The sequence below is a fragment of the uncultured Campylobacter sp. genome (assembly GCF_938017775.1).
In the GTDB taxonomy this organism is placed as follows: Bacteria; Campylobacterota; Campylobacteria; order Campylobacterales; family Campylobacteraceae; genus Campylobacter_B.
Map to the genome: position 1 here is coordinate 1 of NZ_CALIIU010000002.1, position 25,330 is coordinate 25,330.

Below are 25,330 nucleotides of genomic sequence, written 5' to 3' on the forward strand. Positions count from 1 at the left end.
ATTTTGCAGACTTTGAAATTTTCTTTTGTACTTTTTTCGGCTTTGATTTTATTTTATTTCGTGTTTGATTTATTTGGCTTTAAATTTATAGGTTACTTCGGGGGTAAAATTTAAACAAGTTCGCGCGAGCAAACGAATGTAGTACAAATTTTATTATTCTGCGCAGTTTGCTGCATGCACTGCATAAATTTCACTTTGCAGTCTCTGCCTGTATTCCATGAGTTTTACGCGTTTGTCTTTAACGCTTAATTAAGACTATTTTTTAGAACGATTACACTCAGAATAAACATAAAAATAACCAGAATTTAAGGCAAGTATCATCATAACAACAAAGAGAAACAAAAAGAGTGATTAAAAGATAAAATAGATTAAGTGGTGGTTAGAGGCAGAATCGAACTATGCTTAAAACGCGGGCGATTTAGAGGGCGCGATAAAAAATATCGAAGCGATACCGACGGAGGGTTTAGATAGCGCGACCAAAGAGGGGTTAAGTAAATTCACAAAAGAGGTAATCCCCGAGATTAGGCAAATTATAAAAACCCAAGAGGATGACGCCGTAAGGGCTAAATTTAGCCCCGAGGAATTAAAAAAGGCGTTGATAGATCCAAGCCTAACCACGCAAGAAAAGATAGATTTAGTCGAGATGGCTAAAAAGCAGATCAAAGAGGAGATGAACGCAAAAAGACCCACGATAGAGGACATATTAGCCGCTAGAGAAAAGAAGCCCGGCCCCGTATTGAATAAAGCGATCATAAGCGGCGAGGGTTTTACGATTAAGGATGGCGGTAAGCCTTATCAATACGCGCAGCAGACATTTAAACCCGAGCAGTGGATCAATGATTTAAGCGGAATTCTAACCGACGAATGGGCTGCAAATTTAAAAAGCCTCGCGGTAAAACACCCCGAAATGTTTAGGAGCGAAGCAGATGTCTTTAGGGTAATCAAGGAGATCAAAAACAATCCTACGCGCTTTTTTGCCAACAACAACAAAGACAATGCCCTTATCTTAAAGGATTTAGATAGCGATAAGGTGGGCGAGATAGCGGTGCGAAAATCTGATGGGCAAATAGTGCATACGACCAAAAACGATAAAAGTAGAAGACTAGAGCAACTCAGCAATAGGCAGAAAAAAATTTTAGGAAATACAGGGTTAGAAAACAGCGACCGGTCGGCGCGCCTCAACCGACACTCCGATACTGGTCGGACAATGGCTGCCGCAGATAATGCGGGGTCGGTCGCTAATGAACCTATTATATCCCAAAACTCCCAAAAAGTAAAGGAGCTATCCCCTGCCGAGCTAAGAAAGGCGATAATAAATGCTAAAGACGACAAGGAGCGCCTAGCCATAATAGAAAATCAAAAAGCGGGGATTAGACAGAGGCTTAAAGAGGAGTCCACGAATGAGAGAGCAACCACTCAAGGCGCAAAAAACATAAAAGCCCCCGAGAAATCTAAAATATTAAATGAGATGTTTTTCGAGAAAAGCGCAAAGTGGAGCACAAGCCCTCGTAAAGATGAGGCATATAAAATCTTACACGAAGCATACGCGCCCCCCCGTGGGCGTTAAAGACCCAGAGCTTATATTGCCGCGCTTAAAATATGCGGGGGAAATGGCAGGCTATGATGAGAAACAGACGGGGCTTCGGTTTTTAAAATAGACAGAGCAAATTTTAAACCAAAAAGAGATGGATGCTTTCTTGAAAAACGATGCTTTTATGGGGCGTCTAGATGTGCATAGAAAAATTTTGGAACAAGCCAACGATATAACCCCGATTAAGCAATTCGGCACGAATTATGCGGAGTTTTATCACGATGGACAAGGAGCGATGAAAAAGCTGCTTACCGAGCGCAACGGACAGGTAGCAGGGGCGTTTCATAGGGCTGATTTAGGCGACATCGACCTAATATGGGGCGAGGTAAAGAAAAATGCTAAAGGAGGCTGGGATGGATACGGCTTAGCCAAGATAGAGAAAAAACACCCTGAAATTACGGCCCAAATTTTAGACGACGTCATTAAAAACGGCGAGCTGGAGAAAACACATAACGGATATAATGTAAAAAGCGGCAGATATGTAATCGGGCTAAATCAAGGCTGGAATGAAAATGGCGTAAAGATTGGGGATAACAAATGGATTGTAACTGCATTTGACGATAGCAAAGAGAAAGCTATCAGCAAAGCACCCGTTGATAGCTTTGACGGCAGAAACGCTGCTTCTGCCAACTCTACAGGTATTATACCACAAAATCTCAAAAATGCTTCTATCAATGAGTGGCAAAGAGAAATTTCTAAAGTTAAAGACGATTGGAGTGGGCTAAAACGCCTGATGGATCAAATCGAACAAAATGAGACGCTAGGGCAAAACGAAAGAGCCAAGCTATACGTAGATATAAGCGATAGAATGAAAAAGCTAAGAGAGGCGGAAAGATAATTCAGGTGCGAGGCTATACCCCGCACCAATAGCTAGTCTCGAACAGATCTTGGCTAGCAAACTATGCAATTATACCTAAACCTATCAAAAATCCTTCAAATTTAACCTAAAAATACCAAAGAGTGCGTTTTATGGGTAGATTACGCACCCGCACTTGCGCGAAAATTGCCATAACTTTCAAAAGGAGAACGTTATGGCAATCACATCTACGGGCTTTCAAGCTCCAGCAACAAAAAGAGATAAGTTTAAATTTTACGCCAGTATCATCATTAGATATATAGCTAATCTTATTTTGCACCTGATTTTAATCCTACTAAAGGACTATTTATTGAAAATTTATCAATAAAATTTTGCTTAAGAGCCAGTGGTATCATGTCCATGTCGATTATCGTAAGCTATTTGCAAAATTTATGGCTTATGCAGAATTAGATTATTGAAGATAGCGGTAGTATATTTCACAAAATAGTGTCTGCAGCACATTATGATAAAATTTCAGGTAAGCTTTCGATATCGAAAGGTGTCATACACTCAGCTTATAAATTGGCATTGCCTGATAGGCTTTGCCGATTTGTAGCGCTTAACACCTATCTATAGCTTTCGTTATCACCTCGCTTATAAAAAATACTCTACTGCGTTAGACTGGAGGTGCTACCAAATTATAACATAGCACAAGAACGCGGCGTTATTAAATTTAAAATGGAATTCCATGGGAGTTGGAATTATTGTGTCTAATCTTAAGCCGCAGGAATTTTGAATTGTATGGCTGGCGAGCTAGGACTTCGTGCATTAGGCGCAGGAGCGGACGCTTTGGGCTTTGATAATGCAGGCAAGAGCTTAAAAGATACCGCAGACGAGCTAGGGCAAACCTTTTCTCAAAGCGCGGAGGCAGTAGGACAAACGGGAGGCGCAGGCACTACCCGCATAATAGGACGAGGATTAAAAAACTTCGTAACGGGTCAAGCTGCAGCCAATCAAAAGCTAGCTAGAGGCATTAATAACGTTTTAGCAGATACCGCAGATTTTTACGGAGCGGACAGGGTTAGGGATTTCTTTCGCGAGAACTCAAATTTAGCAAGCTCAGCGATAAATAAAATTGAAAACTTCGGCGATAACGATATGAAAGGTTGGCAAGCAGCAGGCGAGATAGCAGATGCTACTGCACTAGCTCCTGCGATGCTAGGGCATAGCGCAAAGGCCGCCCGCTTAGCAAAAGCATTAGGCGCTAGCGAAAAGGTAGCTACTCGCATCGGCAATGCCGTGGGATCTGCGGCAAACGGCGCGATAATGGGAGGATTTACCGGAGGGGCTAGAGCTTACGGACAGCCTAAGCCCGATCTAAAGCAAGCGGGGCTTGAAAGCACTATTTGGGGTGGGGCAAACGCTATTTTAGGCGGACTTAGCCGCGCTCCGATTTTAGCTAAAGGGATGCGAAACCTAGAGGAAGCAAGGGTAGCCGCGCAGGAGCTAAAACCCACACCCGCAAAAGCGGCGCAAGATATTCAAAGTGCGACCCCCGCAGGACAAACCGCAGGCGAGGGCTTTACTATGCGAGACGGAGCGCAAAAATATCCATATAACGCTTTTGTGGATATAGAAAACGACTTAGCTGGTGAGCTTAAACTTCCTAGCTCTCAAATTCGCGCAAGCCTGCAATACTTATATAACCTACACCCAGAAATGTTTAAAAATAAAGGTGATGTTTACCGCACGATAAAAGGACTTATTAGCACGCACGACTATGCAGGTGATAGTTTACGAAACCCGTCTGCGGCATATCTAGCTAGCAGAGACGGTGAGCGGATGAGTGATATGGCTATCGGTAGAGATAGCGGTGGAGTTATTCACTTAAATAAAGACAAGCGTATTAGTAACGCGGATAAAAAGATATTTGAAACGGCGGCGGCTGAGGCGTCCAACTCTCAACATAAGCAACAAGTGCTCGGGGCGCAAATGAATACCGGCAAGGAGCATTTTTCGCCGACCGATAACACTATTATACCACAAAATTCTGTCGCAGAGGGAATTTTAAATAATCCTAATCTTTTCGGACTTGACGAAAACGTGATAAAGGCCATTCGCTCAGAGCTTGAGGAAGCAGCCGGGATTGCTCCAAAAAAGATGAGCGAAGCAGCAAAAGGAGCAGATAAGGCGGAAGCAGCAGCACAAGCGCCTAATCCGTTTTTAGATGAGATTTTAAGAGCTACAAACCCTGCTAATAATAACGCGTATTTAGATCAGATCTTAGCAATTACCAATCCTAAAGCCGTCATCGCTGCCAAAAAAGGAAGTCCGACAACCCAGACTATTACCTCAACCTTAAATGGAAGCGATGAAGCCGCCAAAAAGGGATTAAACCCAAATAGCAGCCTTTACAGCAATGATAAATATATCGAAGGAAGTGGGACAAACTCCGCAATTACTTCAACCTCTGATATATTTGACGGAGGGGTGGGGTCCACAACCCACATTACTACAACCCCCGCCAATGATGAAATTATATCTCTTTCCTCTGATAAAAACCTTAATGCCCCCGCGGAGTTTAAGAATTCCGCAGGAGGAGGCATAGACCCCGCTGCAGTAGTCCGTAATATAGCGGAGCGCGGAGATTTGGCGCTAAGACTAGAACCTAAAGCCGATGTGCTTTCGCTCGTCCGCGACTTTCAGGCTCCTATTAAAACTCCGATATTTGAGGCAAAAATTGCGATTGATAAGATGTTAAACCATTTGGCGGATAAAGCAGGCAGCGAGCGTAGGCTCGAATATGTAAATTTAATCAAACCTACGTTAGAAAATCCATTATTCATCGCAAAAGATGGCGAACGATATAGATTTTTTAAAACCTTTATCGACGATCGCGATAAAACTTTAAAATTCTTAAGCGTGATAGAAAACGACAGAGGAGAATTTTTAGGCGTAACCGCGACGCCGCTAAAAAACACCGATTTAAAAAATCTAATAAGAAAAGGCAATATAGTTTGGGGTGGGGACACACTCTCTAGCCTGGGCACCCCACAAGCGATGAGAAATCAAGGGCTAGACACCGCTACAGATATTATACCACAAAACGGCGAGAATATGATTAAAGGTTTTAGCTCTAGTGCAATCCCTGCTAATATCGCAAGCGCTGGAGCTGGAGCAGCCACAGGTGCAGCGCTAGATGATAAAAATAGAGCAAGAGGCGCTTTTATCGGAGCGTTGGGCGGGCTTGGGTTAGTAAATGCACCCTCTTTAGTTTCAAAGCTAAAAGGAGGCGCTAAGGTAGGTGAGATAGCGCAGGATATAGAAGCTGCGGCAAAAGATAAGCCTAGCATCTTAAGCAATATGCGCTCTTATCTTAAAGCCGTAGGCGCAAACTCCGCTTCAGAGCTAAAGGATTTAAGCGGCAAGGATATAGGGCTAAGCTACGCAAGGCAAATGGCAAGCGAGCATATCAATAAAGAGTTTAAAAATATCGCTTATGAAATTTTATCTGGCTCTCAAAGCTTAGCGCAGAATTTAAAAAATGGCGCTATTAATGCAGCTCGCTTTGCAAGGCGCACACTAAGCGAAACCAAAGGCGCTAGCTATCTGCTTCGCAACGATGAGCTATTTAGCGCCAAAAGCGCATATAGCGCTAAAATGGAAAATCTACAATCCGCGCTTAGCGGCTTAGACGACGCAGACCGCGTAGCTATGCATGAATATATGGTGGGCGAAGGAAATGCCATTAAGCCTGAGCTAAAGCCACTAGCAGACGCGCTAAGACGTCAGATCGATGATATGAGTGCTAAGCTAGTGGATTTAGGCGTTTTAGATAAGGCTAGCAGAGACGCGCTAGCGGGACAATATCTTGCTCGCTCCTATGAAAAGCATCTAAAAGATCGCATCAACTCAGTGTTTTCAAGCGGTAAAAAGGTAGATGAAATTCACAGCAGAGGCTTTGCATTTAAAGAGTTTAAAGATAGGGAGGCGATGGATAAGTTTCTATCTAAAAACCCGCAGATTGCAAAGTCTATGGATCAGGCTTACAATAAAGGCGGCGTGCGCGTAGTAGAAAAGCCTAATGGTAAAATTGAGCTTTGGAGGGATTACACTAAAGATGAGCGTTCGGCTATGGGGGAGATAAAAAAGATTAGTTTTTTATCTCATTTACCTCACATAGTAGCCAGCCAAACGGCACGCACCCCGCTTTTATTTGGTCTTTAACCTTTGCAAGCCATGTCGTAGTTTCGGCTTCTTTTATGATAGGATTTTTACCGACGCCTTGCTTTATGCTAATTTCTCTTTCGCCCTCTATCGTTACGGCGCGTGCGCCGCTATGTCTACCTACGCGAAGTAAGAATTGATTTGGCGCCAAATTGCTTCTACCAAAATCCTTGTAGCTTTTATAAAATTTTTCACTCAAGCATTCGAGCACTCCGTCGTCATTAAATAAAGAGCGAAATATCGGCTCATAGTGATCGTTGCAAGCTTTGATTAGGCGATTAATATCTAGGGGTTCTTCCGTGGAATTTTGCTTAATGCTTAAAGGAATTTCGCATGTCACGTTTGAGACTATAGCTTCTAAGCGGGTACTTAGCGAATCATTGTATTTTATATCATCATTTTTAAGCTCTCGTTTGACGTTTGCGGTGGAATAAATTTTACTTGCCAAACCACCGCTATCGCTAATAAGTAGATTTTTAAATGGATTTCCGTCGCTCGGACTTAGTAAAAGATCGCGCACATCATGGTACTTTACTCCTTTTTTTACTAATAGCTCTTGGTATGCTGTAGAAATCGCTCCTTTTAAACTACTGCCGGTTAGGATCGCCGAATCCCTTTTTTGATTTTTATTCGATGCGCATTTATAAATTTCAAGTTGATTTATTACGTTATTTTTGCCACTTTCTTTTTGAACTACCTTGCCAATTTTATCGTAATATTCTTGCGCGGCATTCGGGCTTACTTTTACGATTTTATAGGCTACTTGTCTTCCTTGCTTTTTATGCGCGAATATAAAATTTTGCATTTTAATAAGCCCATTTTCATCGGACGTTTCCACTAGATCACGGAATTTTTCCTTATCCGTTTCGGATAGAATTTCATATAGGACCATTGTGTCAAATTCGTAAAGTGCATCTATCTCTTTTCCGCTCGGTTGTAAGATTTTTTCTATTACATATCCGGTCGGTTCATAAATTTCACCGCTTCCGATATGCACGGGGCTTAGAATTTTGATTTTTAATTTATAGTGTTTTACAAAGCTCATTTCCGCTCCATTTCGTAGGCATTAAAATAGCGTATCCTTGTTGCACGCTTTTTTTGTGGGTTGAAGCACCGCGAATGCTTTTACCGATAAATTGTATATTGCTTTCGTCTTCTAGTGCTATTAGGGCTGACGTTTGTGCCATTAATACGGGTTTTTTAGTCACATCTGACGATAAAGCCAGATCTCCACCATGCTTTCCGAACCTAGTAAATGGCTCGTAAAAGCACTTCTTGATAGCCAAATCGGATCCTTGTAAAACAAAAGGGCTGAGCGCCATAAAGATTTTACTTGCAGGCGTATTTAAATTTTCAAATTTATTGATCTTAAATCGCCCTTTGCCAATACTTGCCTTTTTTCCGTAGCCGCATTCTCCTATATCATGCATGACGGCTTTTAATTCCTCTTGGCTAAAAGCATTTTCATCGATTAAAAAATATATATCAAGTGGCGGCAATGCGGTCTCGATTAGTGCAAACGGAGCGAATTCATCGGTATCGGTAGTAAAAGTAGCGTAGTTAATAGAATTCTTCATTGTGGCATTTTGTTTGATTTTTGACTCTATTTCATCGCCCGCTAGGGCGTTTTGAAATTTGCCTTCGGCAAAATCGTCCGCTTTGAGCCAAATCTTTTTTCTTATAGCTTTCTTATCGATATTTTTTCCAAAAACGCTAAGCGGCAAGCAAGGCTTTGGCAAAAAACCTGATAAAAATCCGTCAGAGGCTATCAAAAATGGATCTTTATCATAGTTTACAAGAAGGTCTTCCAATCTTGCTTCGCCGTATCTATATCTTATTGCCCAACAAATTTGCCCCCATAAGGTATCGCCTTTTAGCAAGGTTGCAAAAGACGACGTGGGCGTAATCGTGGTTTTAAGGAGCTTCATTTTTCGACCCATTCGTCTTTATTGCTAAATTCCACTCTTCCGTATCCGCGAGAACCACTACCACCCAAATAATCATTTTCCAATAAATTTAAACCGCGCTTGATAAGCTTTTTAAAATCATCGATATCATCGCCTTCTAATACTTTGATTTTAAAATCGTAGCAAAATTTAATTCCTTCAGGTACTCGCTCGCTTTGACGCGGATGTTCGGCGGTACCTTTTTGTCGGTCGATTATGTTTTCATATTTTGCTTCGCTTAAAATTTTATCTTCACTCTCGGGGCTTATTCGGCAGTCGCTAAAACTAATTCTAGTGATGCCAAATTTATTTTCTTTGACATCGCTGTCCCCAAATAACTTTAATAGAATTTCTGCGGATTTTCTATCTTGGGCTCTTTCCATATTTTTATAAGAAAATGGCGCACCTTTTTTATCTTGATCTAGTCCTACCAATCCCAAGTCCCATTCGAGCAGGCTTCTAATTTTACCTTTGAGTGAGCTAGCTGGTATATAGGGTCTGCCGGAATTGGCGTCTTTTATAACTTGATTATCTATGCCGCCGATTTTCATAACGTCATCGCCACCGCCTATGTGAAGCCCACTTAAAAGCCTAATATCGCCTTTTAAAGAGTAAATTTTCATCTTTTTTCCTTATTTTTTACTAAATCCTAAAACTGCTTCAAAAAACAGTTTAAACACCTCGAGCTTTTCTACGCTATCTACCTGCGAAACACAGTCTTTTATAAATTCTACAAAGTTTTTACTTACATTCTTTCTGCTTGAAGCATAGGCTACTTTGGAATTTAGCATCTTCACAAATGGCAAAATTTCGGCGGAATTTTTAGTTTTTGCTTTTTCGCATAAATCCAGCACGTAGTCGTAAAATCTTCTGATTTGCGATTGACTAATTTTAATACTATTCGCCGTTTTCTTTGCAGTTTCATTAAAAAGTTCGCCGTCTTTGATATAATCTAACGTGATCTTTTCATATAAAATTCCAGACTTATCAGCTTTGGAATCGTCGTAGCTTTTGCGTTGTTGGCCGTTATGGGCGTAGTTCATCTTGCTCTCCTTTTATAAATAAATTCACATAGTGCCATTTTTACCTGTTCGGGACTTTTTTCTAGTACATTTTGCAGCTTTTGTATTAGCCATTGCGAGTCTTTGGATAAATTTCTTACTATTAAATAATTCAGCTTCGAAGCCCAGATATTGGATCTTGCGTCATTAGCTTTAGCGCTTTTTGCCATATCGCAAAGCTCTAGCAGATGATATAAAAATGCTGTATTTAGCTCCTCTATGCTTTCAAGCATATTTGTTATGAGCGCATACATCGTTTTATACTCGCTCCATCTAGCCGTTTGTCCAAATAGAGTAATAGCGTCCTTTTTTATCCCTTTTTCATCTTTAAATTCCTTGGCAAGCTCAAGCTGGTTTTCGCTCAGTTCGGCTAGGTATTTAATAGGCACGGAAGGTTTTGCAATGCAAATCCCCATACTTAGGCTAAGTGTTTTGTCGCTAATAAATTTCTTAAACTCATCATCTATAAATCTAGCAATATCTAGCACCGTATCCCAAGCCCCTACTAATAGTAAATCGTCTCCGCCTGAAAATACTATATAGGTATGTGGAAAATTTTGTTTTATTAAGCGCGGAATGTGAATGCTAAAAAAGCTATCAAGCCCCTTAGAAAACATATCAAAGCTATCAAAACTATTAGTAACATTACTATTTTTGATGAAATCTCCCATTCCATCGACATCGGCTTTCAGCACCGCTATAGCTTTTAATCCCAAAGGCCCATCCTCGTGCATTTTATTGCATGCAAGTTGCGCTAGTTCGTTAAAACTTGCCGTTTGCCCATCTTTTTTAAATACATAAGATTTTATACGCTCATCTAGTTCTAGCTCGCAATTAAAGCCTTCTAAATCGATTCCTAGCTCGTCGAGAGAAATTTTTGAAGTTTTTGTATCTGCAAGCTTGGCCCCAAGCCTCTCAAAGCCGCTTTCTATTGCTATTATATCGGCATGATTTAGCACGATTGCGCTTTGATTTAAAAGATCGAATTTATTAAGTTTTTCTAGCTCGAAAGCATCGCTTACTCGCTCTCTAAACGCCCTGTAACTATCCTTATCACTAAAATCGCTTTTTTTACAATTAAGTACCACTAAACTCATACCTGCAATAGCACTAAATTTATCGATAAAAAATTTATCCACGTTGCGTTTGATATCGCTAAATGTATCTTGGGTGAAATTTTGCTTCGGTATTAAAATTTCAAATTTTCCCGCGCTTATGCTTAGAATTTTACTTTCGCTTATTCTCAATTTGAAGCATATAAATTTAGCAATCGCTTTGGTGAAGAGCTGAACGTAAGCGGATTTAGCACGCAGAATTTTAGCCGCATTTTTAGTATTGATATTTTCAAAAATAAATTTTTGAATACCGTAGAAATCTCCGGCTATAAGATACATTTCATCATTTAAGATATCGTCTATATCGGTAATCCGAAAGCTTTGCTCAAGCTCTTTAAATTCGCTATTAAAGAAATCGCTAAAATTGCTCAAAGATACCCCTTTTTAAAACAAATTTTTATAATTTTAATGTTTTTATAATTAAGCAACCATTAAAAAATAAATCTGGAATTAAATTTTATTTTTTGGTTTTGCCTTGTTGCATAAATCCATAAATATTACAAATGAAAATTTTTATTATTTAAACGCCAGAATCATCACGCCGCTACCGATGAGTGCTAGCGCGAGCCATTCGCGAAGACTCGGGCGCTCGCCTAAAAATATCACGGCGATGATTACAACGAGTACTACGCTTAGTTTATCGATCGGTGCTACTTGATAGGCTTTGCCGATTTGTAGGGCTTTGAAATACGCTAGCCACGATGCACCCGTCGCCAGCCCACTTAGTATCAAAAATACCCAGTTGCGAGGGTTCAGGCTCGATAGCGGCTGCCAGGCTTTAGCGTAGCGCAGGAACACGGCGAGACACAGGGCGATGATGATCGTGCGAATAAAAGTTGCGAAGTGGGAGTTGATCCCCTCAAGCCCGATTTTAGCAAATATCGCGGTCAGCGCCGCAAACATCGCCGACGCGAGCGCCCAAGCCACCCAAGTTTCCATGGTCTTCCTCTGTGAAATAAATTGTTAGATTATAGCCCTATTTGGGTAAAATTTGCTTATAATTTTGTGGGCGTCGCGATAAAAAGCAAAATCGCAAGCGATCGACACGGCAAAGGCGACAATCAAAATTTTAAAATTTCACTGCAAAACGGGGCTTAAATTCCGGTTTCATTAGACTAAGATGCGATTTTGATGCGACTGGGGCGAGTTTTAACTGAATGCGATCCCTAGTGTCGCAAAACACAGCGTGCAGATAGTTGGGCAAAATTTCGCTTTAGCGAGATAAAATTTTATTCGAGCGAGTAATATTTTTCGCGAATGCGAAAATTCTATTCTAATACGGCAAAAGCGCCGTAAAATAGATTTTCTGAAAACTTCAGTGCGATAAAAATTTATCGGAGCGGGCAGGTTCAAATTTAAAAAATATTTACTGCTCATATATAAAATTCCAAGATTTCTACGAGGAGAGCTTATGAAAAAATTTCTACTCGCGCTCATCGCGATATTCGTTTTAGCGGGCTGCGGCAGCGACCCGAAAGGCGTAGCCGAGGACTTCATCAGAGCCCTATACGAGGGCGATTCTAAGACTTTGGTGGATGCTATAGACATACCCGATAAGGACAGATCAGACGACGGCTCTATGCAGATGATAAACGGCAAACTGATGCAAATGGCAGGTGCCGGCAAGGAGGAGGCCTCCAAGCGCGATGGGCTAAAGGGCGTCTCGGGCGAGCTGCAAAATAGCGACGAGAAATCGGCGCTCGTGAAGGTCACCGTGTCTTTTAAAAACGGCACAAACCGCACCGAGAGCGTTAAACTCGTCAAAAAAGACGGCAAATGGAAGGTTGCGCTTTAGCCAAAAAGCTTCTCGTCTGCCTGATCTTCGCTCTAGGCGGGCTCGGCGAGCTTTGGACGCTCACGCGCGCGCCTGTCGCCAGAGAGCCGCTGCGAGTACCGGATGAAATTTTATCAAATCTACGCACGGGCGATCTCGTCTTTCGCCTAGGAGACGTCACCGACAGCCGCATAATCGCAACTGCAACGAATTTTAAATACTCGCACGTAGGCATGATCGTGCGCGAGCGCCCGCTTTTGGTAGTGCACGCCGTAACGGGCGAGGGCGAGCGAGAGGGCGTCGCGGCCGTTTCGATGCGGGAGTTTTTGGCGCATGCACGAGACTTCGGCGCGGCGCGGATGAAATTTTTAAACGAGGGACAAAAGGCGCGCCTAGCCGCCTCTTTACTTAAGCGCGTCGGCGAGGGCTTTGCGCTAAGACCTCGCGGCGAAGCGAACCTATACTGCACGACGCTACTTGAGCAGGAAATCTCTAAAATCACAGAATTCTCGCCGCAGTATTTTAAGCTAAGCTTAGCCGTCCTGGGCGGCGAATACCTCGCGCCGAAGGCATTTTGGCACTACGGCGGCGTTGAAATTTTATACGAGCGGTAGGCACGACCTAGCTTGGGCTGGAATTTTGCGCGCTGTGTAAATTTAAATATAGCATCAATTCAAATCCGCGCATGAATAAAATTTAAGCTTAGAATTCTGCGCCGTAAAATTTCGGTCAAATTTCGCCTTTACGCTAAATTTTAAAATTCCGAAACGGCGTAAAATTCTACGTAATATAGAATTTCGTCGAGTATTAAATTACAAAATTCTATTAATTACTAAATTTGCAAAATTTGGTAGACGTGGAATTTTATAGAGCGCGTAACTTGCAAAATTTTAAAAAGCGAAGTGCGCTTCGTCTCTATAGCTCGCCGAAAAGCGCTTCGAGATTTTTAAGGCCTTCCTCCGTGGAGACCTTTTTCTCGCTTGCCAAACCGGTTTCGATAAGCTCGATCTCGCAGCTGCACAGCATCGAAGCTAGGCGGATATTTAGGCCGTTTTTGCCGATCGCTTTACTTTTTTGATCGGGGTTTACATAGACGATCGCCTTGCCGTCCTGCGCTATTTTGACCGAGTTTACGATCGCGGGCGCCATCGCACGAGTGATCAAAATTTCGGGACTTGCGGAGTATTCAAACGCGTCGATGCTCTCGCCGCCGCTTCCGTCTTGCAAATTTTTGCTTAAAAATCTACTCACCGCGTCGATGCGAGCGCCTCCTTTGCCGACTGTAGCGCCCACTGGATCGACGTTTGGCGAGACGGCGCTAAGCGCGATCTTGGCTCGCCTGCCCGGAATCCTCGCGCAAGCCTGGATGATGACGCTGCCGTCTTTGATCTCTGGGACTTCGGCGGCGAGCAGGGCTTCTAGGAATTTCGGGCTGGTGCGCGAAAGTTCTAGTCTGATACCGTGGGATTTGTCGATGGCTACGTTTTTGATGACGGCTTGCAGCACGTCGCCCACTTTGAAATTTTCGCCCTTGATGCGGTTTTTAAGAGGCATGAAAGCCTTCGTATCCTCGATCTCTACGTAGGTCGTGCCGTCGTGATCGATCTTGGTGACCGTGCCGTGGGTAAGAGTGCCTACCTTACTTTTATAGTTTTCAAAAATTTTCTCTTCAAGCAGCCTTTGGATGTGAAAATTTAGCTCTCTGGCCAGTACGCCGGAAGCCGTGCGGCCGAGGTTTTCGATATTTATTTCGTAGCTTAGCTCATCACCGATCTCCGCGTTTTCGCCTATTTTTTTGGCTTCGCTTAGCGCGATGAAGTTGTGATCGCCGAGCCGCTCATCATCATCCGCGACGACGTGGACCTTTTGGTAGAGCTTAACGCGTTTAGTCTGCGGATCGACTTCGCTGTCGTAGAGATACTCCTCGCCGAAAAGTCTTTTTGCGGTCTGGATGAACGCCGTTTTGACGCGCTCTTTAACGTCCGCGGGCTCAAGCCCCTTTTCGTTTGCAATCGACTCGATGATGTCGGTGATTTTTTCCATAAATTTTCCTTAAGATTTGATTTCGTGCTACTAAATTTGGATTTTAAATTTTGAAGTGCGGTATTATATGGAATTTTGACTTTATTTTTATTTAAACGAATTATTATCTAAATTTCGCTAAACTCGCGGGTTTAAAACATAAATGAAAGGATAGATCATGCAGCTAAAACTTGCCAGAACGGAGCTTGCCTCTAAGCCAAAAAGCGTTAAGATCGAGGATTTGCAAGCCCAAGTAGAAAAGAGCGGACAAAAAATATTTTATCTGGATAGAGAAAATTCTCAAAAAGATTTAGCCGCTTTGGTGGATTTTTTCGACACTAAGGGTTTTAGCGTGTATCAGCGCATAGTGCGATACGGGCTGAACGAAAACGAGTATATGTACGAGGTGCATATCCTTTGAGCAAACTCCTCTTCATCCAGACCCTAGGTTGCGCGATGAACGTGCGCGATAGCGAGCATATTATCGCGCAGCTAAAAGAGCAAGATTACGAGATCACCGACGACGTAAATATTGCGGATCTGATCTTAATAAACACCTGCTCAGTGCGCGAAAAGCCCGTGCATAAGCTTTTTAGCGAAATCGGAGCTTTTGATAAAGCGCGAAAAAAGGGCTCTAAAATCGGCGTTTGCGGCTGCACCGCAAGCCATCTGGGCGGAGAAATTTTTAAGCGCGCACCATTCGTGGATTTCGTACTCGGCGCCAGAAACGTATCTAAAATTTCGCAAGCCGTACGTACGCCAAAATTTATCAGCACGGACATAAACTACGACGAGAGCGAGTTTGCCTTCGGCGATTTTGCGAGCTCGCCATATAAATCCTTCATAAACATAATGATCGGCTGCGACAAAAAGTGCTCCTACTGCATCGTGCCGCAGACTAGAGGCGATGAAATTTCGATCCCCGCTCAAATCATCTTGCGCGAAGCCGAAAGATCCGCAGCTCGCGGCGCCAAAGAGATATTTTTGCTCGGACAAAACGTCAATAATTATGGCAAGCGCTTTTCTAACGCGCACGAAAAAATCGACTTCAGCGACCTGCTCGTGCGCCTTAGCGAGATAGAGGGCATCGAGCGCATCCGCTTTACTAGCCCGCATCCGCTGCATATGGACGATAAATTTTTGGACGTTTTTTGCAATAATCCTAAAATTTGCAAATCGATGCATATGCCGCTGCAAAGCGGCTCCAGCAAGGTTTTACGCGATATGAAGCGCGGATATACCAAGCAGTGGTATCTAGACCGCGCGCTTAAACTGCGCCAAAGCTGCCCGGGCGTGGCGATCAGCACCGACATCATTGTGGGCTATCCGAGCGAGAGCGAGGGGGATTTTGCCGAGACGATGGAGGTGTTAGAAGCGGTGAGATTCGAGCAGGTTTTTTCCTTTAAATTTAGCCCGCGACCGCTCACGCCGGCAGCAAATTTAAAGCCGCTGGATGATGAAATTTCAAGCGAAAGGCTAAGCAGGCTACAAAGCGCTCATGCTAAAATTTTAGACGAGATCGCAGGAGCGCAAAAAGATAAAATTTTCGACGTGTATTTCGAGGAGCTGCGAGAGGGCGGCACTGCGTGCGGCAGAAGCTTTTCAAATTTTCTAATCTGCGCGCAAGGCGATGAGGAGCTGTTAGGCAAGACGCGCAGAGTACGTGTCGAAAAGACCGCCAGAATGGCGCTTTATGGACAAGTTATCGCTTAAAAAGCGGCTGTTTTTCCGAGTCGCCGAATATCTCATTTTTATCCTGATTTGGTGCATTTTTTTAACATGCAGGGTTAAATTTACCTCTACGAAGTTGCCCGAAAAGCCCTGCGTCGTCGTGTTTTGGCACGGAAGATTAGCGATGATGAGCTTTGCCTATAGACGCTGGTGGTTGCGGGATTTCGGCAGCAAAAGGCGCGCCAAGGTCATCATCTCGGATCACAAAGACGGCGAGATAATCACGCGCGTGATCTCGCATTTCGGTATCGGCGCGATCCGCGGCAGTAGCTTCAAGGGCGGTGCACGCGCGCTTATGGGCGCGATCAAAGAGATAAAAAACGGTACCGACGTCATCATCACTCCCGACGGTCCGCGCGGCCCCCTTCACAGCGTCGCCGACGGAGCCGTGATCCTTGCGCAGCGATTGAACTTAGGCATTTACGCGCTAAATTACGAAGCGAACAGTTTTTGGAAATTTCGTAGCTGGGACGAGATGGTCTTGCCAAAGCCCTTTTCGCGTATAAATTACAGCCTCAGCGCGCCGTTAAATTTAACAGGGCTTAGCCTCGATGCGGGCAGAGAGGCGATCAGGCAACTGCTTTTTGCAAGCGCTGAGCAGGACATTAAATTTTAGTTTGAAATAATAGTGTTTCGATATAATTGCAATTTTAGGAGAAAAAATGGCACTATTTAAAGCAAAATCATTCCTCGGCGTCGCTAAAAGTGCCGACGCATGCGAGTTTTTTTATAGAAAATTGGGCTTTGGTAAAAGAATTTTGGATGAGAAATCCGATCGCTTTCCTATAGCACAAGAAAACGATCTGGCTACCTCGCTGGCGGGCTTTGCGGATCTGAGTGATAAAAATTTAATCTCTTGCGTGCTGATAGACGACGAAAATCAAAGAGTGTATTTTAACGAGGATTATATGATTAAAGAAAATAGCATTTATCAAAAAGTCGATGATAGCTTCATCGTGGAATTTCCTCGCGCAAGTGCACAGGCGGCGAATGAGACTTTTGGAATAGAATTTAGCTCGCGCGCTAGTTTATTTAAAATTTTATACTTCTTGCTAAAAAATCAAAGCGATTTTGAAAACATGGCGATGTTCGCACTGAAATTTAATAACCGCGCGTGTTTTGTCGTCGCCAATCAAGAGCGCGTGCTCTACGCCGATATAATGCGTATCGACGAGGAGATGCAGGCGGCGATGAACGACGCGGACGAGCTTTTTTACGAGCTTTTAAATTTTCAGATCGAGACCTTCTACAAATCCGAAAATAGCGAGTTTCTCACCAACGTTTTCATCTACTCAGACGGCACGCTTAGCAACGAGATTGGTTATGTGATTTTCACGCGCATCTTCATCAAAACAAATTTGATAAATCTAAATTTCGCCGATTACATCAACAAAATCGCGATGCTGGAAGCCCGCTAGATCAAATTTTTTGCTCCGCACCTAGGCAGAATTTTAAAATTTTATCTTTGCAGTATTGCACTTGCTCGATACGATTTGGTTGCTCGTTCGCGGCTACGTTTTGTTAAATTTATCTCGCGTTGCATAATGGAATTTTGACTAGATAAAATCATCCGTATTTAACGGCTCGCTTTTAAATTTAAGCTCATTTGCCGCAAAGATCCGTCTTGCGCCGTGAATTTTATCTTTTTCACGAATCCCGATTAATTTTGCGTAAAAAATTTTCTATCAAAACCCGCCTTTGTTCCACGTCGTCGCTATCGCTAATGCCTTCTAGCTCGCTTGCGTGATGCGCTTTGGGCGGGATATCTTTCAGATACGACCACACCTCGTCCTCACTTAAAATTTTGCCGTGCAGATCAAAACCTACGTTTAGCGCTCTGCCCGAAACCTCAGCGATATCTGCGTGCAGGTGACCATAGAGCATCAGCGCGCCATAATGGCAGTTTGCCCACTCGATCATCGGGTAGTGAGATAGAGCCGCTCTCTTATGCGATAGGCGCACAAAGGCATATCCCACGATCTGCTCAAATATAAAATTACCGTCCGCCTTGCGCTGGCTTAATAGCTCGTTTTTCATCGCAGCGATGCGCCCATCGTGGTTACCGAGCACCAAAAAATGTCGCCCGTTTAGTCTGCGAAGTAACTCGCAAGTGTGCGCAAAATCCTTGTGAAAGGAGATGTCGCCGAGATTATAGACAAGATCCTCGGGCGTTACGAGCGCATTCCAAGCGGCGATGAGATTTTCATCCATCTCGGCTACGTTCGCGCCTTTTCTAAAATTTGGATATTTTTTAAGTACCAGCTCGTGGCCGAAGTGTAGATCGGAGGTAAAATAAACGCTCATAAAAGCTCCTCAAATAGCGCAAGATCCACGCCCGAAGCAAACAAAAATCCGCGGTTTATCGGCGGGATGGCGAGCCGTCTGCACGCTTCTTTAAATTTCTTGTCCATCGTCGCTTTGATATATGGTGTTACAAAGATAAATTTTACGCCCGCGCCGACGGCTACCCTGCCGCCTAGCACGCAGCCCGTGCCATTTTCTATACAGCGCGCGCATTCGTTTCGCTGCGCCGAGCTTAGTACGAGCCCCAGTCTCTTGCACGCCTGGTCCACGCCACGAATCTCGTTTGCACCGCGTTTTATGAGGTAAATTTTAGGTGCGGGATTGGAAATTTCGGGAGTTAAGCTTAACGCGTCGGCCGCCAAAAACTCAAAGCTCTTTTTCGCGCCGCTAAAGTATTCGTTTAAAAACGGCTCGCTAAATTTCGCGCGAATAAATCCGCGTTTAAACCGGTCCGTTAAATTCGTCTCGTCGGTGAAGTATTTTAGGTTTCGCTCACGCAAAAACCGCTCCAGCTCGCACTTTCGCACGCCCAAAAGCGGACGAGCGATCACGTAGTCCTCGCGGGCTTCGATCTCCTGTATACCTAGCAGCTCGCTAAGCCCCGCGCCGCAGCCAAGCTGCATCAAAAACCACTCGAATTTATCGTCAAACTGATGCGCCAAGATCAAATTTTCATATCCGCGCTCGCGGCAAATCTCGGCGAAAAAATCATATCTGGCTGCGCGCGCCTCGTGCTCGAAATTCGACTCGCCAAGACGCACGCTTTTTACATAGATTTGTTTGTTAAATTTAGCCGCCAGATCTCGCGCCGAGGCGATTTCGTCCTTGCTCTGCGCGCGGATGTTATAGTCCACGATCGCAAGGTCAAATTTCACGCCCGCCTCGTCCAGAAGGTAAAAAAGCGCCGTACTATCGACGCCGTGCGAAAATGCAAGCAGATTTTTGCCAGCCCGCAGCAAGGCTAGAATTTTGCTTGGAATTTCGGGCGAGTTTTTCATTGTCCTTGCGAGCTTTTTAGCACTCGCGCAAGCAGTCTATCGCCCGCAAATTCCGTGATTTCGCACTCGTATAGACCGCCTACTTTTAGATTTTGCACGTAGCTTTCGTTGATTAAAATTTCGCCGTCGATGTCCTTGTCCCATGCAAGAGGCTTGGCGCCGTAAAAAAACTCGCCCTCGCTGCTGGCGCCTTCGATTATTAGGGGCATCTTTTTGCCTACGAGCGCGCGCATGCTATTATCTATCGCCTCGCGCGTGATTTTCTCGATCTTATTTAAGCGGCGGCTAATTGTCCGCGCAGGGATCTGCGGCATCGCAAAGCTCGCCGTATCCTCCTCCTTGCTGTAAGCAAAAGCTGAAATTCTATCAAATTTAAACTCCTGCAAAAAGTCGCAAAGCTCGTCAAATTCCGCGTCAGTCTCGCCTGGGTGTCCGACGATGACGCCCGTGCGCAGAAATGAATTAGGCGCTGCACGCATTAAGCTTAAAAGCTCTTTGATCCGTGCCGCGCTCGCGCCGCGCTTCATCAGGCTTAGCATTTTGTCGTTTATGTGCTGAATCGGCATGTCGAAGTAGTTTGCGAAAACGGGTGAGCCCACGATTGTGCGGATGAGTCGCTCGTCGGTGCTGGTAGGGTATAAATACAGCACGCGCGCGACCTTGACGCCCTTTATTTTTTCGATGCGTTTTATCAGCGCGACTAGGTCAGCGCCCCACTCATCAGCTATTTCATCGCTCGCGTTCTCCTCGCTAGAGCCCTTGCCGCGGGTGAGCCTGCCTTGAGCGGAAATTTTATCTGCCGCGCCGCCGTTTGAGTCATCGGAATTCTGCCCGTCGCGAAAGCCTGCAAAATTTAACTCATCGCGGTAGTCTTTAAAATTTGATCCGCCTTTTTTGCCGCGTCTTAGATCGCGACCGTAGCTGCTAGAATCCTGCGCTATAAAGCTAAAATCGTAAAATCCGCGCGCTACCAAACTGCGTACCTCCGCTTCGATGTCCTCGATACTGCGGCTTTTTAGGCGACCTTTAAAGCTCGGAATAGCGCAGAAAGAGCACTTTTGATTACAGCCTTCCGAAATTTTAACGTAAGCGTGGTAGTTTGAGCCCGTTATCACGCGTGAAGAGGTAAGCGCGGGACTTTGCAGATAGGTTTGCGGGCTGAATAAATTTTGCTTTTTTAAGATCATTTCGTCGATCTTGTCGTAGTCGCCGACGCCGCTGAAAATATCGACCTCGGGCAGCTCGCGCATGAGCTCATCCTTGTAGCGCTGCATCAGACAGCCCGTGACGACCAGCAGCGCGCCGCTTTTTTTCTGCTCGCTAAGCTTCAAAATCGTGCGGATACTCTCCTGTTTGGCGCTTGCTATGAAGCCGCAGGTATTTACGATCATCACGTCCGCGCTAGTAGGCTCATCCGTGAGCTCGTAGTTTTGCAGGCGCCCGAGCATGATCTCGGAGTCGACTAAATTCTTATTGCAGCCTAGAGAAACGAGATGGAGTTTTGCCATTTTACAGCCAGATATTATCGATCAGACGGGTTGTGCCGACCTTTGCGGCAAGCAGGATTATCGTATCGCCTTGCTTAATCTGCGAAATTTCATTAAATTTATAATCCACGAACGCTATGTAATCGACTGCCAGCGGCTCAAGCACGCTAAGCATCTTTTCGCGGATTATATTTAGGCTGATCTCGCCTTTTTTAATAAGCGAGCTGGCATTTAGCAAGGATCGTGAAAGCTTAAGCGCCATAAGCTTTCCCTCCTCGTCCAAATAGGCATTGCGCGAGCTAAGCGCGAGTCCATCGCTTTCGCGCACGATCTCACAAGGGATGATACTTATAGGCATAAAAAAGCTCTTTACCATCTTCTGTACGATGAAAAGCTGCTGGGTGTCCTTTTTACCCATATAAACGTTGCTAGGACGAGTTAGATTAAAAAGCTTATTTAGCACTTTAAGTACGCCGTCGAAGTGCCCGGGGCGCGTTTTACCTTCTAAAATTTCACTTATCGGCTTAGGCGCTATGATCGCTGGCTCCTCTGTGCTGTAAATTTCATCCGCGATCGGGATAAAAAGCGCGTTCACATCGAGGCTTTCGCAAATTTTAATATCGCCCGCTTCGTTTTTTGGGTAGCTATTTAGATCCTCGCCGGGCAAAAACTGCGCCGGATTGAGGAATGCGGAGACGATTACGATGTCGTTTTCGTTCCGTGCTCTTTTTATGAGACTCGCATGCCCCGCGTGCAAAGCTCCCATCGTAGGTACGAAGCCCACGCTGCCGCTTGCTGATGCCCTGAAGCTTTTTAGCTCCTCTACACTTCTAATGATCTGCATTGTTCTCTCTTTTCAATATAAAATATTAGGCTGGCAATTATATCAAAAAATATTAAAGGTATAAATTAAGCGCAAAAGGGCGGTCTATTTAGCGAGCGTTAATCAATAAGTACTAAAATCTACCACGAGCTTTAGCTCTAAAATAAACTTCAAAAGGAGCGAAAATGGCTACTCAAGAGACAAATTTAGATTCTTTGAAAAAAGATATCGACTCTTTAAAAGCGGATTTTAAAGAGATTATGAAGTCTATCAAAAACATAGGCGCAGAGCGTGCGGAGTCTGCTAAAGATAAAATTCTAGATCAGCTAAATAGCAATGAGATCAAAAAATATATAGATGATCTAAGGCTCAAAGGCAAAGACGGCATAGAAAGCGTAAATGACACGATAAAACAAGACCCGATAAAAAGCGTCGCTATCGCTGCGGGCGTCGGATTTTTGCTCGCCTGGCTGCTGAAAAAATAATGGCTGGCATATCTGAATTTATAGTTTCGGTAGTAGAGCTCGTAGACGCTCAAGCTAGCGATATCAGGCGCTCTTTTTTAAAGAGCGCCAATTCGGTTTTACTAAATATAATTACGGGCGTAATTTGCATTATAGGCTTGGTATTCTTTTTGCTAGGGCTGCACGCGCTTCTTGAAAAAACTATCGGAGAAATTTGGGCGTATTTCGCCTGCTCTATCGCAGCTTTTTTATGTTCCATTATCGTGTATAAGGTACTTTCGTGCAAAGCAAAATGACAAAAGAAAAGCTAAGACTAGTGGTGTCTATGCTTGAAGACAAAAAAGCCGATTGTAAAAAGTTGAAGCTAGAAGAAGCAAAGCTAAAACTGCTACTGAACGACCCTTTGCCCGATCTCTCGACGGAGCTTAAACTAATTAATCGCGGAAATATCAAGCAGGTTTTGATATCCCTAATAGACAAATGCTTCATAATGCCCGCCTTAAATAAAATTTTATAAACAACCTTAATCCAAAATATGTTATAATCACGCCAAAAGCATAAAAAAGGTCTTAAATTTTGGATAATTACGAATACACGGAACTTTTAAAAACCCTAAATACTAAAGTCGAAAATATCGCTGGCGTCGTAAAACCGGAGAATATTAAAGCGCGCCTAAAAGAGATCGAGGAGCTTGAAAACGATCAAAATCTCTGGCAGGACGTCGCAAAAGCAGGCGCCATCGGCAAGGAAAAAACTAAAATTTCAAATATCTTAAATAAATTTCTAAACGCCAAGAATGCCGTAGACGACGCAAAAGCTCTATATGAGCTGGCAAACTCGGAAAACGACGAAGAGACGATAAACTCGCTTTTTGCCGAAGCGGACGAGCTAGAGGACAAGATCATAAATTTAGAAATTTCTATGATGCTTAGCGGCGAAAACGACGATAAAAACGCTATTGTCAGCATTCATCCGGGCGCGGGCGGTACGGAGAGCAATGACTGGGCGAGTATGTTATACCGCATGTATCTGCGCTTTTGCGAGCGAGAGGGCTTTAAGATCGAGGTTTTGGACTTTCAAGAGGGCGAGGAAGCGGGTCTTAAGGACGTTAGCTTCATCGTGCGCGGCGAGAACGCCTACGGATATCTGAAAGCCGAAAACGGTATCCATCGCCTGGTGCGCGTAAGCCCATTCGATAGTGCAGGGCGCAGACATACGAGCTTTTCGAGCGTGATGGTAAGCCCCGAGCTAAATGATGATATCGAGATAAATATCGAAGAGAAGGATATTCGTGTCGATGTGTTTCGCGCAAGCGGCGCAGGCGGGCAGCATATCAATAAAACTGAAAGCGCCGTGCGTATCACGCACATCCCAACGGGTATCGTAGTAAACTGCCAAAATGATAGAAGCCAGCACAAAAACAAAGAAACGGCGATGAAGGTGCTAAAGTCGCGCCTTTACGAGCTTGAGCTGATGAAACAGCGCGAAAAGGACGAAAACGTGCCTAAAAGCGAGATAGGCTGGGGGCATCAGATCCGTTCCTACGTACTTTTCCCGTATCAGCAGGTCAAGGACAACCGCAGCGGCGAGGCGTATAGCCAGACCGACGCGATCTTAGACGGCGATATAAAAAGCATAATCGAAGGCGTTTTGATTTCACAAGCGAACAAATAAATTTTTTTCGAAAGGATGAGAATGAGTGAAGATGGAATTTTGCTAGCGCTAGGATATAGCGTAAACGACGCGACGGTCGCACAGCTGCGAGGAATTTTATCGAAGTGCGATTTTGAGGATAACGAGCTTGATCGCATTGTAGGGCTGAATGATAAGCTTAAAATTTACGGTGCGCACGTGGCGATGTCGAATTCAAACCCGTATTTTAAGATCAAAAATGACGCTACGAATGAAGAGCGTAAGACCGCTGTGGAGCAGATCATCAGCGCTTGGTCGGAAAAATTTAAGCTCAAGCTACAAAAGGTCGCGGGCAAAGAGACCTATTACGTTTTGGGTCGCCAAATTTCAAAAAATTAAGGAGCAAAATATGAAAAAAATTCTAGCTTTGATCGCCGTCGGGGTGTTTTTGGCAGGCTGCGTTAGCAACGCGCCAAAGAGCGCAGTCGATGCGCCAAAGAGCGGCAAATATTCCTTTGCCGACATTCAAGACGGTATCCGTGCGATGAACCTACAAGGCGGCGTCGTACAAAGTGATGCGTGCAAAAACGGCAATGGCGCAATGTGCTTAAATTTCGCAGATTCTATGTATTCCAAGCACGACTATGCTTCCGCCGCCAATGCCTACAACGCTGCGTGCACGCTCTCCCAAAACTTCCCTGCTTGCCAGAAGCTCGCAGCGATGTTTGAAAAAGGCGAGGGCGTGGAGCAGAATAAATTCAACGCCATTGACCTATACCGCATCTCGTGCTATTACGGCTACAAGGATGCGTGCGCAAATATGCGCCGCTTAGGCTACAACGGCTAAGTCTTTGGGATTTAAATTTTAAAATTCTATTTTAGATTTACTCGCTACGAATTAGTTGCTTTCAAATTCCATTCCGCCGTATCACGGGATGGAATTTGTTGCATTAAAAATTCTGCATCATACATTTTGATAAAATTTTGTGTCACTTATAGCTAGAGATAAATTTTATCTACATCGTTGATATTTATATTATGTCTAGTTAAGAAATATTCTTTCAATTCAAAATATATAGAATTTCTAAATATTGGTATTAAATAATATCTGGAGCAAGCAAATAAGCCGATAAACTCTTAATGCGGGTAAAAGCGAAAATCTCCTATCGCCGCTCTTTCCCAAAACAAGACAAAAGATAAATTTTACTAATATATTGCCTACAAATTGAAACAAAGCAAAGCTCAAAAACCAACGAGCAACTACAAGATCAATCGTCATGAAAACCAAGCATAGCAACACTGCCGCCATAAACATATATAGCAATCCTCTTTTTCCTTTAAAATTTCCTATAAAAAAGG

25 protein-coding genes and 1 pseudogene are annotated in these 25,330 nt (G+C 44.0%); 14 read left to right on the plus strand and 12 right to left on the minus strand.

The genetic code is table 11. From position 1 onward, the window contains the following. Positions 1–595: 595 nt before the first annotated feature. From Q0537_RS00075 to Q0537_RS00085, 3 genes are all read left to right on the plus strand, one after another. A complete protein-coding gene (locus Q0537_RS00075; RefSeq protein WP_299223950.1) occupies positions 596–1,567 on the plus strand; it encodes a hypothetical protein in 972 nt (323 codons plus the stop codon). A gap of 130 nt (positions 1,568–1,697) precedes the next feature. Further along, the gene (locus Q0537_RS00080) at positions 1,698–2,429 is read left to right on the plus strand and encodes a hypothetical protein (protein ID WP_299223953.1); all 732 of its coding nucleotides are present in this window, start codon (positions 1,698–1,700) and stop codon (positions 2,427–2,429) included. Positions 2,430–3,188: 759 nt separating this feature from the next. After that, positions 3,189–6,614 (plus strand): PBECR2 nuclease fold domain-containing protein, encoded by a 3,426-nt coding sequence (locus Q0537_RS00085; RefSeq protein WP_299223955.1) that lies wholly within the window; start codon positions 3,189–3,191, stop codon positions 6,612–6,614. Here Q0537_RS00085 and Q0537_RS00090 read toward each other — a convergent pair. The 6 genes from Q0537_RS00090 to Q0537_RS00115 form a co-directional block, all read right to left on the minus strand. Continuing rightward, positions 6,541–7,659, minus strand: a complete 1,119-nt coding sequence (locus Q0537_RS00090) for a hypothetical protein (RefSeq protein ID WP_299223958.1) — start codon at positions 7,657–7,659, stop codon at positions 6,541–6,543. The genes Q0537_RS00085 and Q0537_RS00090 overlap by 74 nt on opposite strands. Then, positions 7,637–8,542: a hypothetical protein gene (locus Q0537_RS00095; RefSeq protein WP_299223960.1), complete on the minus strand. Its 906-nt coding sequence runs from the start codon at positions 8,540–8,542 to the stop codon at positions 7,637–7,639. Before Q0537_RS00095 ends, Q0537_RS00090 begins: the two co-directional genes overlap by 23 nt. Further along, positions 8,539–9,183 (minus strand): type III-A CRISPR-associated RAMP protein Csm3, encoded by a 645-nt coding sequence (csm3, locus tag Q0537_RS00100; RefSeq protein ID WP_299223963.1) that lies wholly within the window; start codon positions 9,181–9,183, stop codon positions 8,539–8,541. Before csm3 ends, Q0537_RS00095 begins: the two co-directional genes overlap by 4 nt. 9 nt (positions 9,184–9,192) lie before the next feature. Continuing rightward, positions 9,193–9,603, minus strand: coding sequence for a type III-A CRISPR-associated protein Csm2 (csm2, locus tag Q0537_RS00105; RefSeq protein ID WP_299223966.1), 411 nt, complete (start codon positions 9,601–9,603; stop codon positions 9,193–9,195). Then, the gene (locus tag Q0537_RS00110) at positions 9,600–11,108 is read right to left on the minus strand and encodes a hypothetical protein (protein WP_299223969.1); all 1,509 of its coding nucleotides are present in this window, start codon (positions 11,106–11,108) and stop codon (positions 9,600–9,602) included. Before Q0537_RS00110 ends, csm2 begins: the two co-directional genes overlap by 4 nt. Before the next feature lie 144 nt (positions 11,109–11,252). Next, positions 11,253–11,675: an EamA family transporter gene (locus Q0537_RS00115; protein WP_299223972.1), complete on the minus strand. Its 423-nt coding sequence runs from the start codon at positions 11,673–11,675 to the stop codon at positions 11,253–11,255. Positions 11,676–12,147: 472 nt separating this feature from the next. On the opposite strand from Q0537_RS00115, the gene Q0537_RS00120 reads away from it, so the two are divergent. Next, positions 12,148–12,531 (plus strand): DUF4878 domain-containing protein, encoded by a 384-nt coding sequence (locus tag Q0537_RS00120; RefSeq protein ID WP_177388300.1) that lies wholly within the window; start codon positions 12,148–12,150, stop codon positions 12,529–12,531. Next, a complete protein-coding gene (locus tag Q0537_RS00125; RefSeq protein ID WP_299223976.1) occupies positions 12,513–13,124 on the plus strand; it encodes a YiiX/YebB-like N1pC/P60 family cysteine hydrolase in 612 nt (203 codons plus the stop codon). Before Q0537_RS00120 ends, Q0537_RS00125 begins: the two co-directional genes overlap by 19 nt. 301 nt (positions 13,125–13,425) lie before the next feature. On the opposite strand, the gene nusA is transcribed toward Q0537_RS00125, so the two are convergent. Further along, positions 13,426–14,553, minus strand: coding sequence for a transcription termination factor NusA (nusA, locus tag Q0537_RS00130; protein WP_299223979.1), 1,128 nt, complete (start codon positions 14,551–14,553; stop codon positions 13,426–13,428). Positions 14,554–14,710: 157 nt separating this feature from the next. Here nusA and Q0537_RS00135 point away from each other — a divergent pair, with 157 nt between their 5' ends. From Q0537_RS00135 to Q0537_RS00150, 4 genes are read left to right on the plus strand one after another with little or no spacing between them, the layout of a single operon-like run. Further along, complete coding sequence (locus Q0537_RS00135) at positions 14,711–14,953, plus strand: HP0268 family nuclease (protein WP_005870077.1); 243 nt, start codon at positions 14,711–14,713, stop codon at positions 14,951–14,953. After that, the gene (gene miaB, locus Q0537_RS00140) at positions 14,950–16,245 is read left to right on the plus strand and encodes a tRNA (N6-isopentenyl adenosine(37)-C2)-methylthiotransferase MiaB (RefSeq protein WP_299223982.1); all 1,296 of its coding nucleotides are present in this window, start codon (positions 14,950–14,952) and stop codon (positions 16,243–16,245) included. The genes Q0537_RS00135 and miaB overlap by 4 nt, the downstream gene beginning before the upstream one ends. Then, the gene (locus Q0537_RS00145; RefSeq protein WP_299223984.1) at positions 16,226–16,879 is read left to right on the plus strand and encodes a lysophospholipid acyltransferase family protein; all 654 of its coding nucleotides are present in this window, start codon (positions 16,226–16,228) and stop codon (positions 16,877–16,879) included. Before miaB ends, Q0537_RS00145 begins: the two co-directional genes overlap by 20 nt. A gap of 46 nt (positions 16,880–16,925) precedes the next feature. After that, entirely contained in the window at positions 16,926–17,681 is a 756-nt protein-coding gene (locus Q0537_RS00150) for a hypothetical protein (RefSeq protein ID WP_299223986.1), read from the plus strand. A gap of 229 nt (positions 17,682–17,910) precedes the next feature. On the opposite strand, the gene Q0537_RS00155 is transcribed toward Q0537_RS00150, so the two are convergent. From Q0537_RS00155 to panC, 4 genes are read right to left on the minus strand one after another with little or no spacing between them, the layout of a single operon-like run. Further along, positions 17,911–18,567 (minus strand): metallophosphoesterase, encoded by a 657-nt coding sequence (locus Q0537_RS00155; RefSeq protein WP_299223988.1) that lies wholly within the window; start codon positions 18,565–18,567, stop codon positions 17,911–17,913. Continuing rightward, on the minus strand, positions 18,564–19,565 hold the full coding sequence (gene tilS, locus Q0537_RS00160) for a tRNA lysidine(34) synthetase TilS (RefSeq protein WP_299223990.1): 1,002 nt from the start codon (positions 19,563–19,565) through the stop codon (positions 18,564–18,566). Before tilS ends, Q0537_RS00155 begins: the two co-directional genes overlap by 4 nt. Then, positions 19,562–21,073 carry a MiaB/RimO family radical SAM methylthiotransferase gene (locus Q0537_RS00165; protein ID WP_299223992.1) on the minus strand — a complete coding sequence of 504 codons (1,512 nt, stop codon included), beginning with the start codon at positions 21,071–21,073 and terminating at the stop codon, positions 19,562–19,564. Before Q0537_RS00165 ends, tilS begins: the two co-directional genes overlap by 4 nt. Before the next feature lies 1 nt (position 21,074). After that, positions 21,075–21,896: a pantoate--beta-alanine ligase gene (gene panC, locus Q0537_RS00170; RefSeq protein WP_298052541.1), complete on the minus strand. Its 822-nt coding sequence runs from the start codon at positions 21,894–21,896 to the stop codon at positions 21,075–21,077. Between the two features lie 164 nt (positions 21,897–22,060). Between panC and Q0537_RS00175 the strand changes: the two genes are divergently transcribed. The 5 genes from Q0537_RS00175 to Q0537_RS00195 all read left to right on the plus strand — a co-directional run bounded on the left by Q0537_RS00175 (position 22,061) and on the right by Q0537_RS00195 (position 24,818). Beyond that, entirely contained in the window at positions 22,061–22,360 is a 300-nt protein-coding gene (locus Q0537_RS00175; RefSeq protein ID WP_291935598.1) for a DUF883 domain-containing protein, read from the plus strand. 259 nt (positions 22,361–22,619) lie between these two features. After that, complete coding sequence (locus Q0537_RS00180; protein ID WP_298052544.1) at positions 22,620–22,856, plus strand: hypothetical protein; 237 nt, start codon at positions 22,620–22,622, stop codon at positions 22,854–22,856. A 59-nt stretch (positions 22,857–22,915) separates the two neighbouring features. After that, positions 22,916–24,013 carry a peptide chain release factor 2 gene (gene prfB / locus Q0537_RS00185; RefSeq protein ID WP_298052546.1) on the plus strand — a complete coding sequence of 366 codons (1,098 nt, stop codon included), beginning with the start codon at positions 22,916–22,918 and terminating at the stop codon, positions 24,011–24,013. Positions 24,014–24,034: 21 nt separating this feature from the next. Beyond that, positions 24,035–24,370, plus strand: coding sequence for a type II secretion system protein (locus tag Q0537_RS00190; protein ID WP_298052548.1), 336 nt, complete (start codon positions 24,035–24,037; stop codon positions 24,368–24,370). A 10-nt stretch (positions 24,371–24,380) separates the two neighbouring features. Further along, entirely contained in the window at positions 24,381–24,818 is a 438-nt protein-coding gene (locus tag Q0537_RS00195; protein WP_298052550.1) for a hypothetical protein, read from the plus strand. Positions 24,819–25,055: 237 nt separating this feature from the next. Here the strand turns inward: Q0537_RS00195 and Q0537_RS00200 are convergent. Next, positions 25,056–25,330, minus strand: a pseudogene (locus Q0537_RS00200) (hypothetical protein); the annotation flags it as partial.

Coding starts and splice junctions, on each gene's coding strand:
- Q0537_RS00165 (WP_299223992.1), bottom strand. CDS start 21,073: ATGGCAAAACTCCATCTCGTTTCTCTAGGCTGCAATAAGAATTTAGTC.
- Q0537_RS00120 (WP_177388300.1), top strand. CDS start 12,148: ATGAAAAAATTTCTACTCGCGCTCATCGCGATATTCGTTTTAGCGGGC.
- Q0537_RS00175 (WP_291935598.1), top strand. CDS start 22,061: ATGGCTACTCAAGAGACAAATTTAGATTCTTTGAAAAAAGATATCGAC.
- Q0537_RS00155 (WP_299223988.1), bottom strand. CDS start 18,567: ATGAGCGTTTATTTTACCTCCGATCTACACTTCGGCCACGAGCTGGTA.
- panC (WP_298052541.1), bottom strand. CDS start 21,896: ATGCAGATCATTAGAAGTGTAGAGGAGCTAAAAAGCTTCAGGGCATCA.
- Q0537_RS00145 (WP_299223984.1), top strand. CDS start 16,226: ATGGACAAGTTATCGCTTAAAAAGCGGCTGTTTTTCCGAGTCGCCGAA.
- Q0537_RS00150 (WP_299223986.1), top strand. CDS start 16,926: ATGGCACTATTTAAAGCAAAATCATTCCTCGGCGTCGCTAAAAGTGCC.
- csm2 (WP_299223966.1), bottom strand. CDS start 9,603: ATGAACTACGCCCATAACGGCCAACAACGCAAAAGCTACGACGATTCC.
- csm3 (WP_299223963.1), bottom strand. CDS start 9,183: ATGAAAATTTACTCTTTAAAAGGCGATATTAGGCTTTTAAGTGGGCTT.
- nusA (WP_299223979.1), bottom strand. CDS start 14,553: ATGGAAAAAATCACCGACATCATCGAGTCGATTGCAAACGAAAAGGGG.
- Q0537_RS00190 (WP_298052548.1), top strand. CDS start 24,035: ATGAGTGAAGATGGAATTTTGCTAGCGCTAGGATATAGCGTAAACGAC.
- Q0537_RS00135 (WP_005870077.1), top strand. CDS start 14,711: ATGCAGCTAAAACTTGCCAGAACGGAGCTTGCCTCTAAGCCAAAAAGC.
- Q0537_RS00115 (WP_299223972.1), bottom strand. CDS start 11,675: ATGGAAACTTGGGTGGCTTGGGCGCTCGCGTCGGCGATGTTTGCGGCG.
- Q0537_RS00085 (WP_299223955.1), top strand. CDS start 3,189: ATGGCTGGCGAGCTAGGACTTCGTGCATTAGGCGCAGGAGCGGACGCT.
- Q0537_RS00125 (WP_299223976.1), top strand. CDS start 12,513: ATGGAAGGTTGCGCTTTAGCCAAAAAGCTTCTCGTCTGCCTGATCTTC.
- Q0537_RS00195 (WP_298052550.1), top strand. CDS start 24,381: ATGAAAAAAATTCTAGCTTTGATCGCCGTCGGGGTGTTTTTGGCAGGC.
- tilS (WP_299223990.1), bottom strand. CDS start 19,565: ATGAAAAACTCGCCCGAAATTCCAAGCAAAATTCTAGCCTTGCTGCGG.
- Q0537_RS00095 (WP_299223960.1), bottom strand. CDS start 8,542: ATGAAGCTCCTTAAAACCACGATTACGCCCACGTCGTCTTTTGCAACC.
- Q0537_RS00090 (WP_299223958.1), bottom strand. CDS start 7,659: ATGAGCTTTGTAAAACACTATAAATTAAAAATCAAAATTCTAAGCCCC.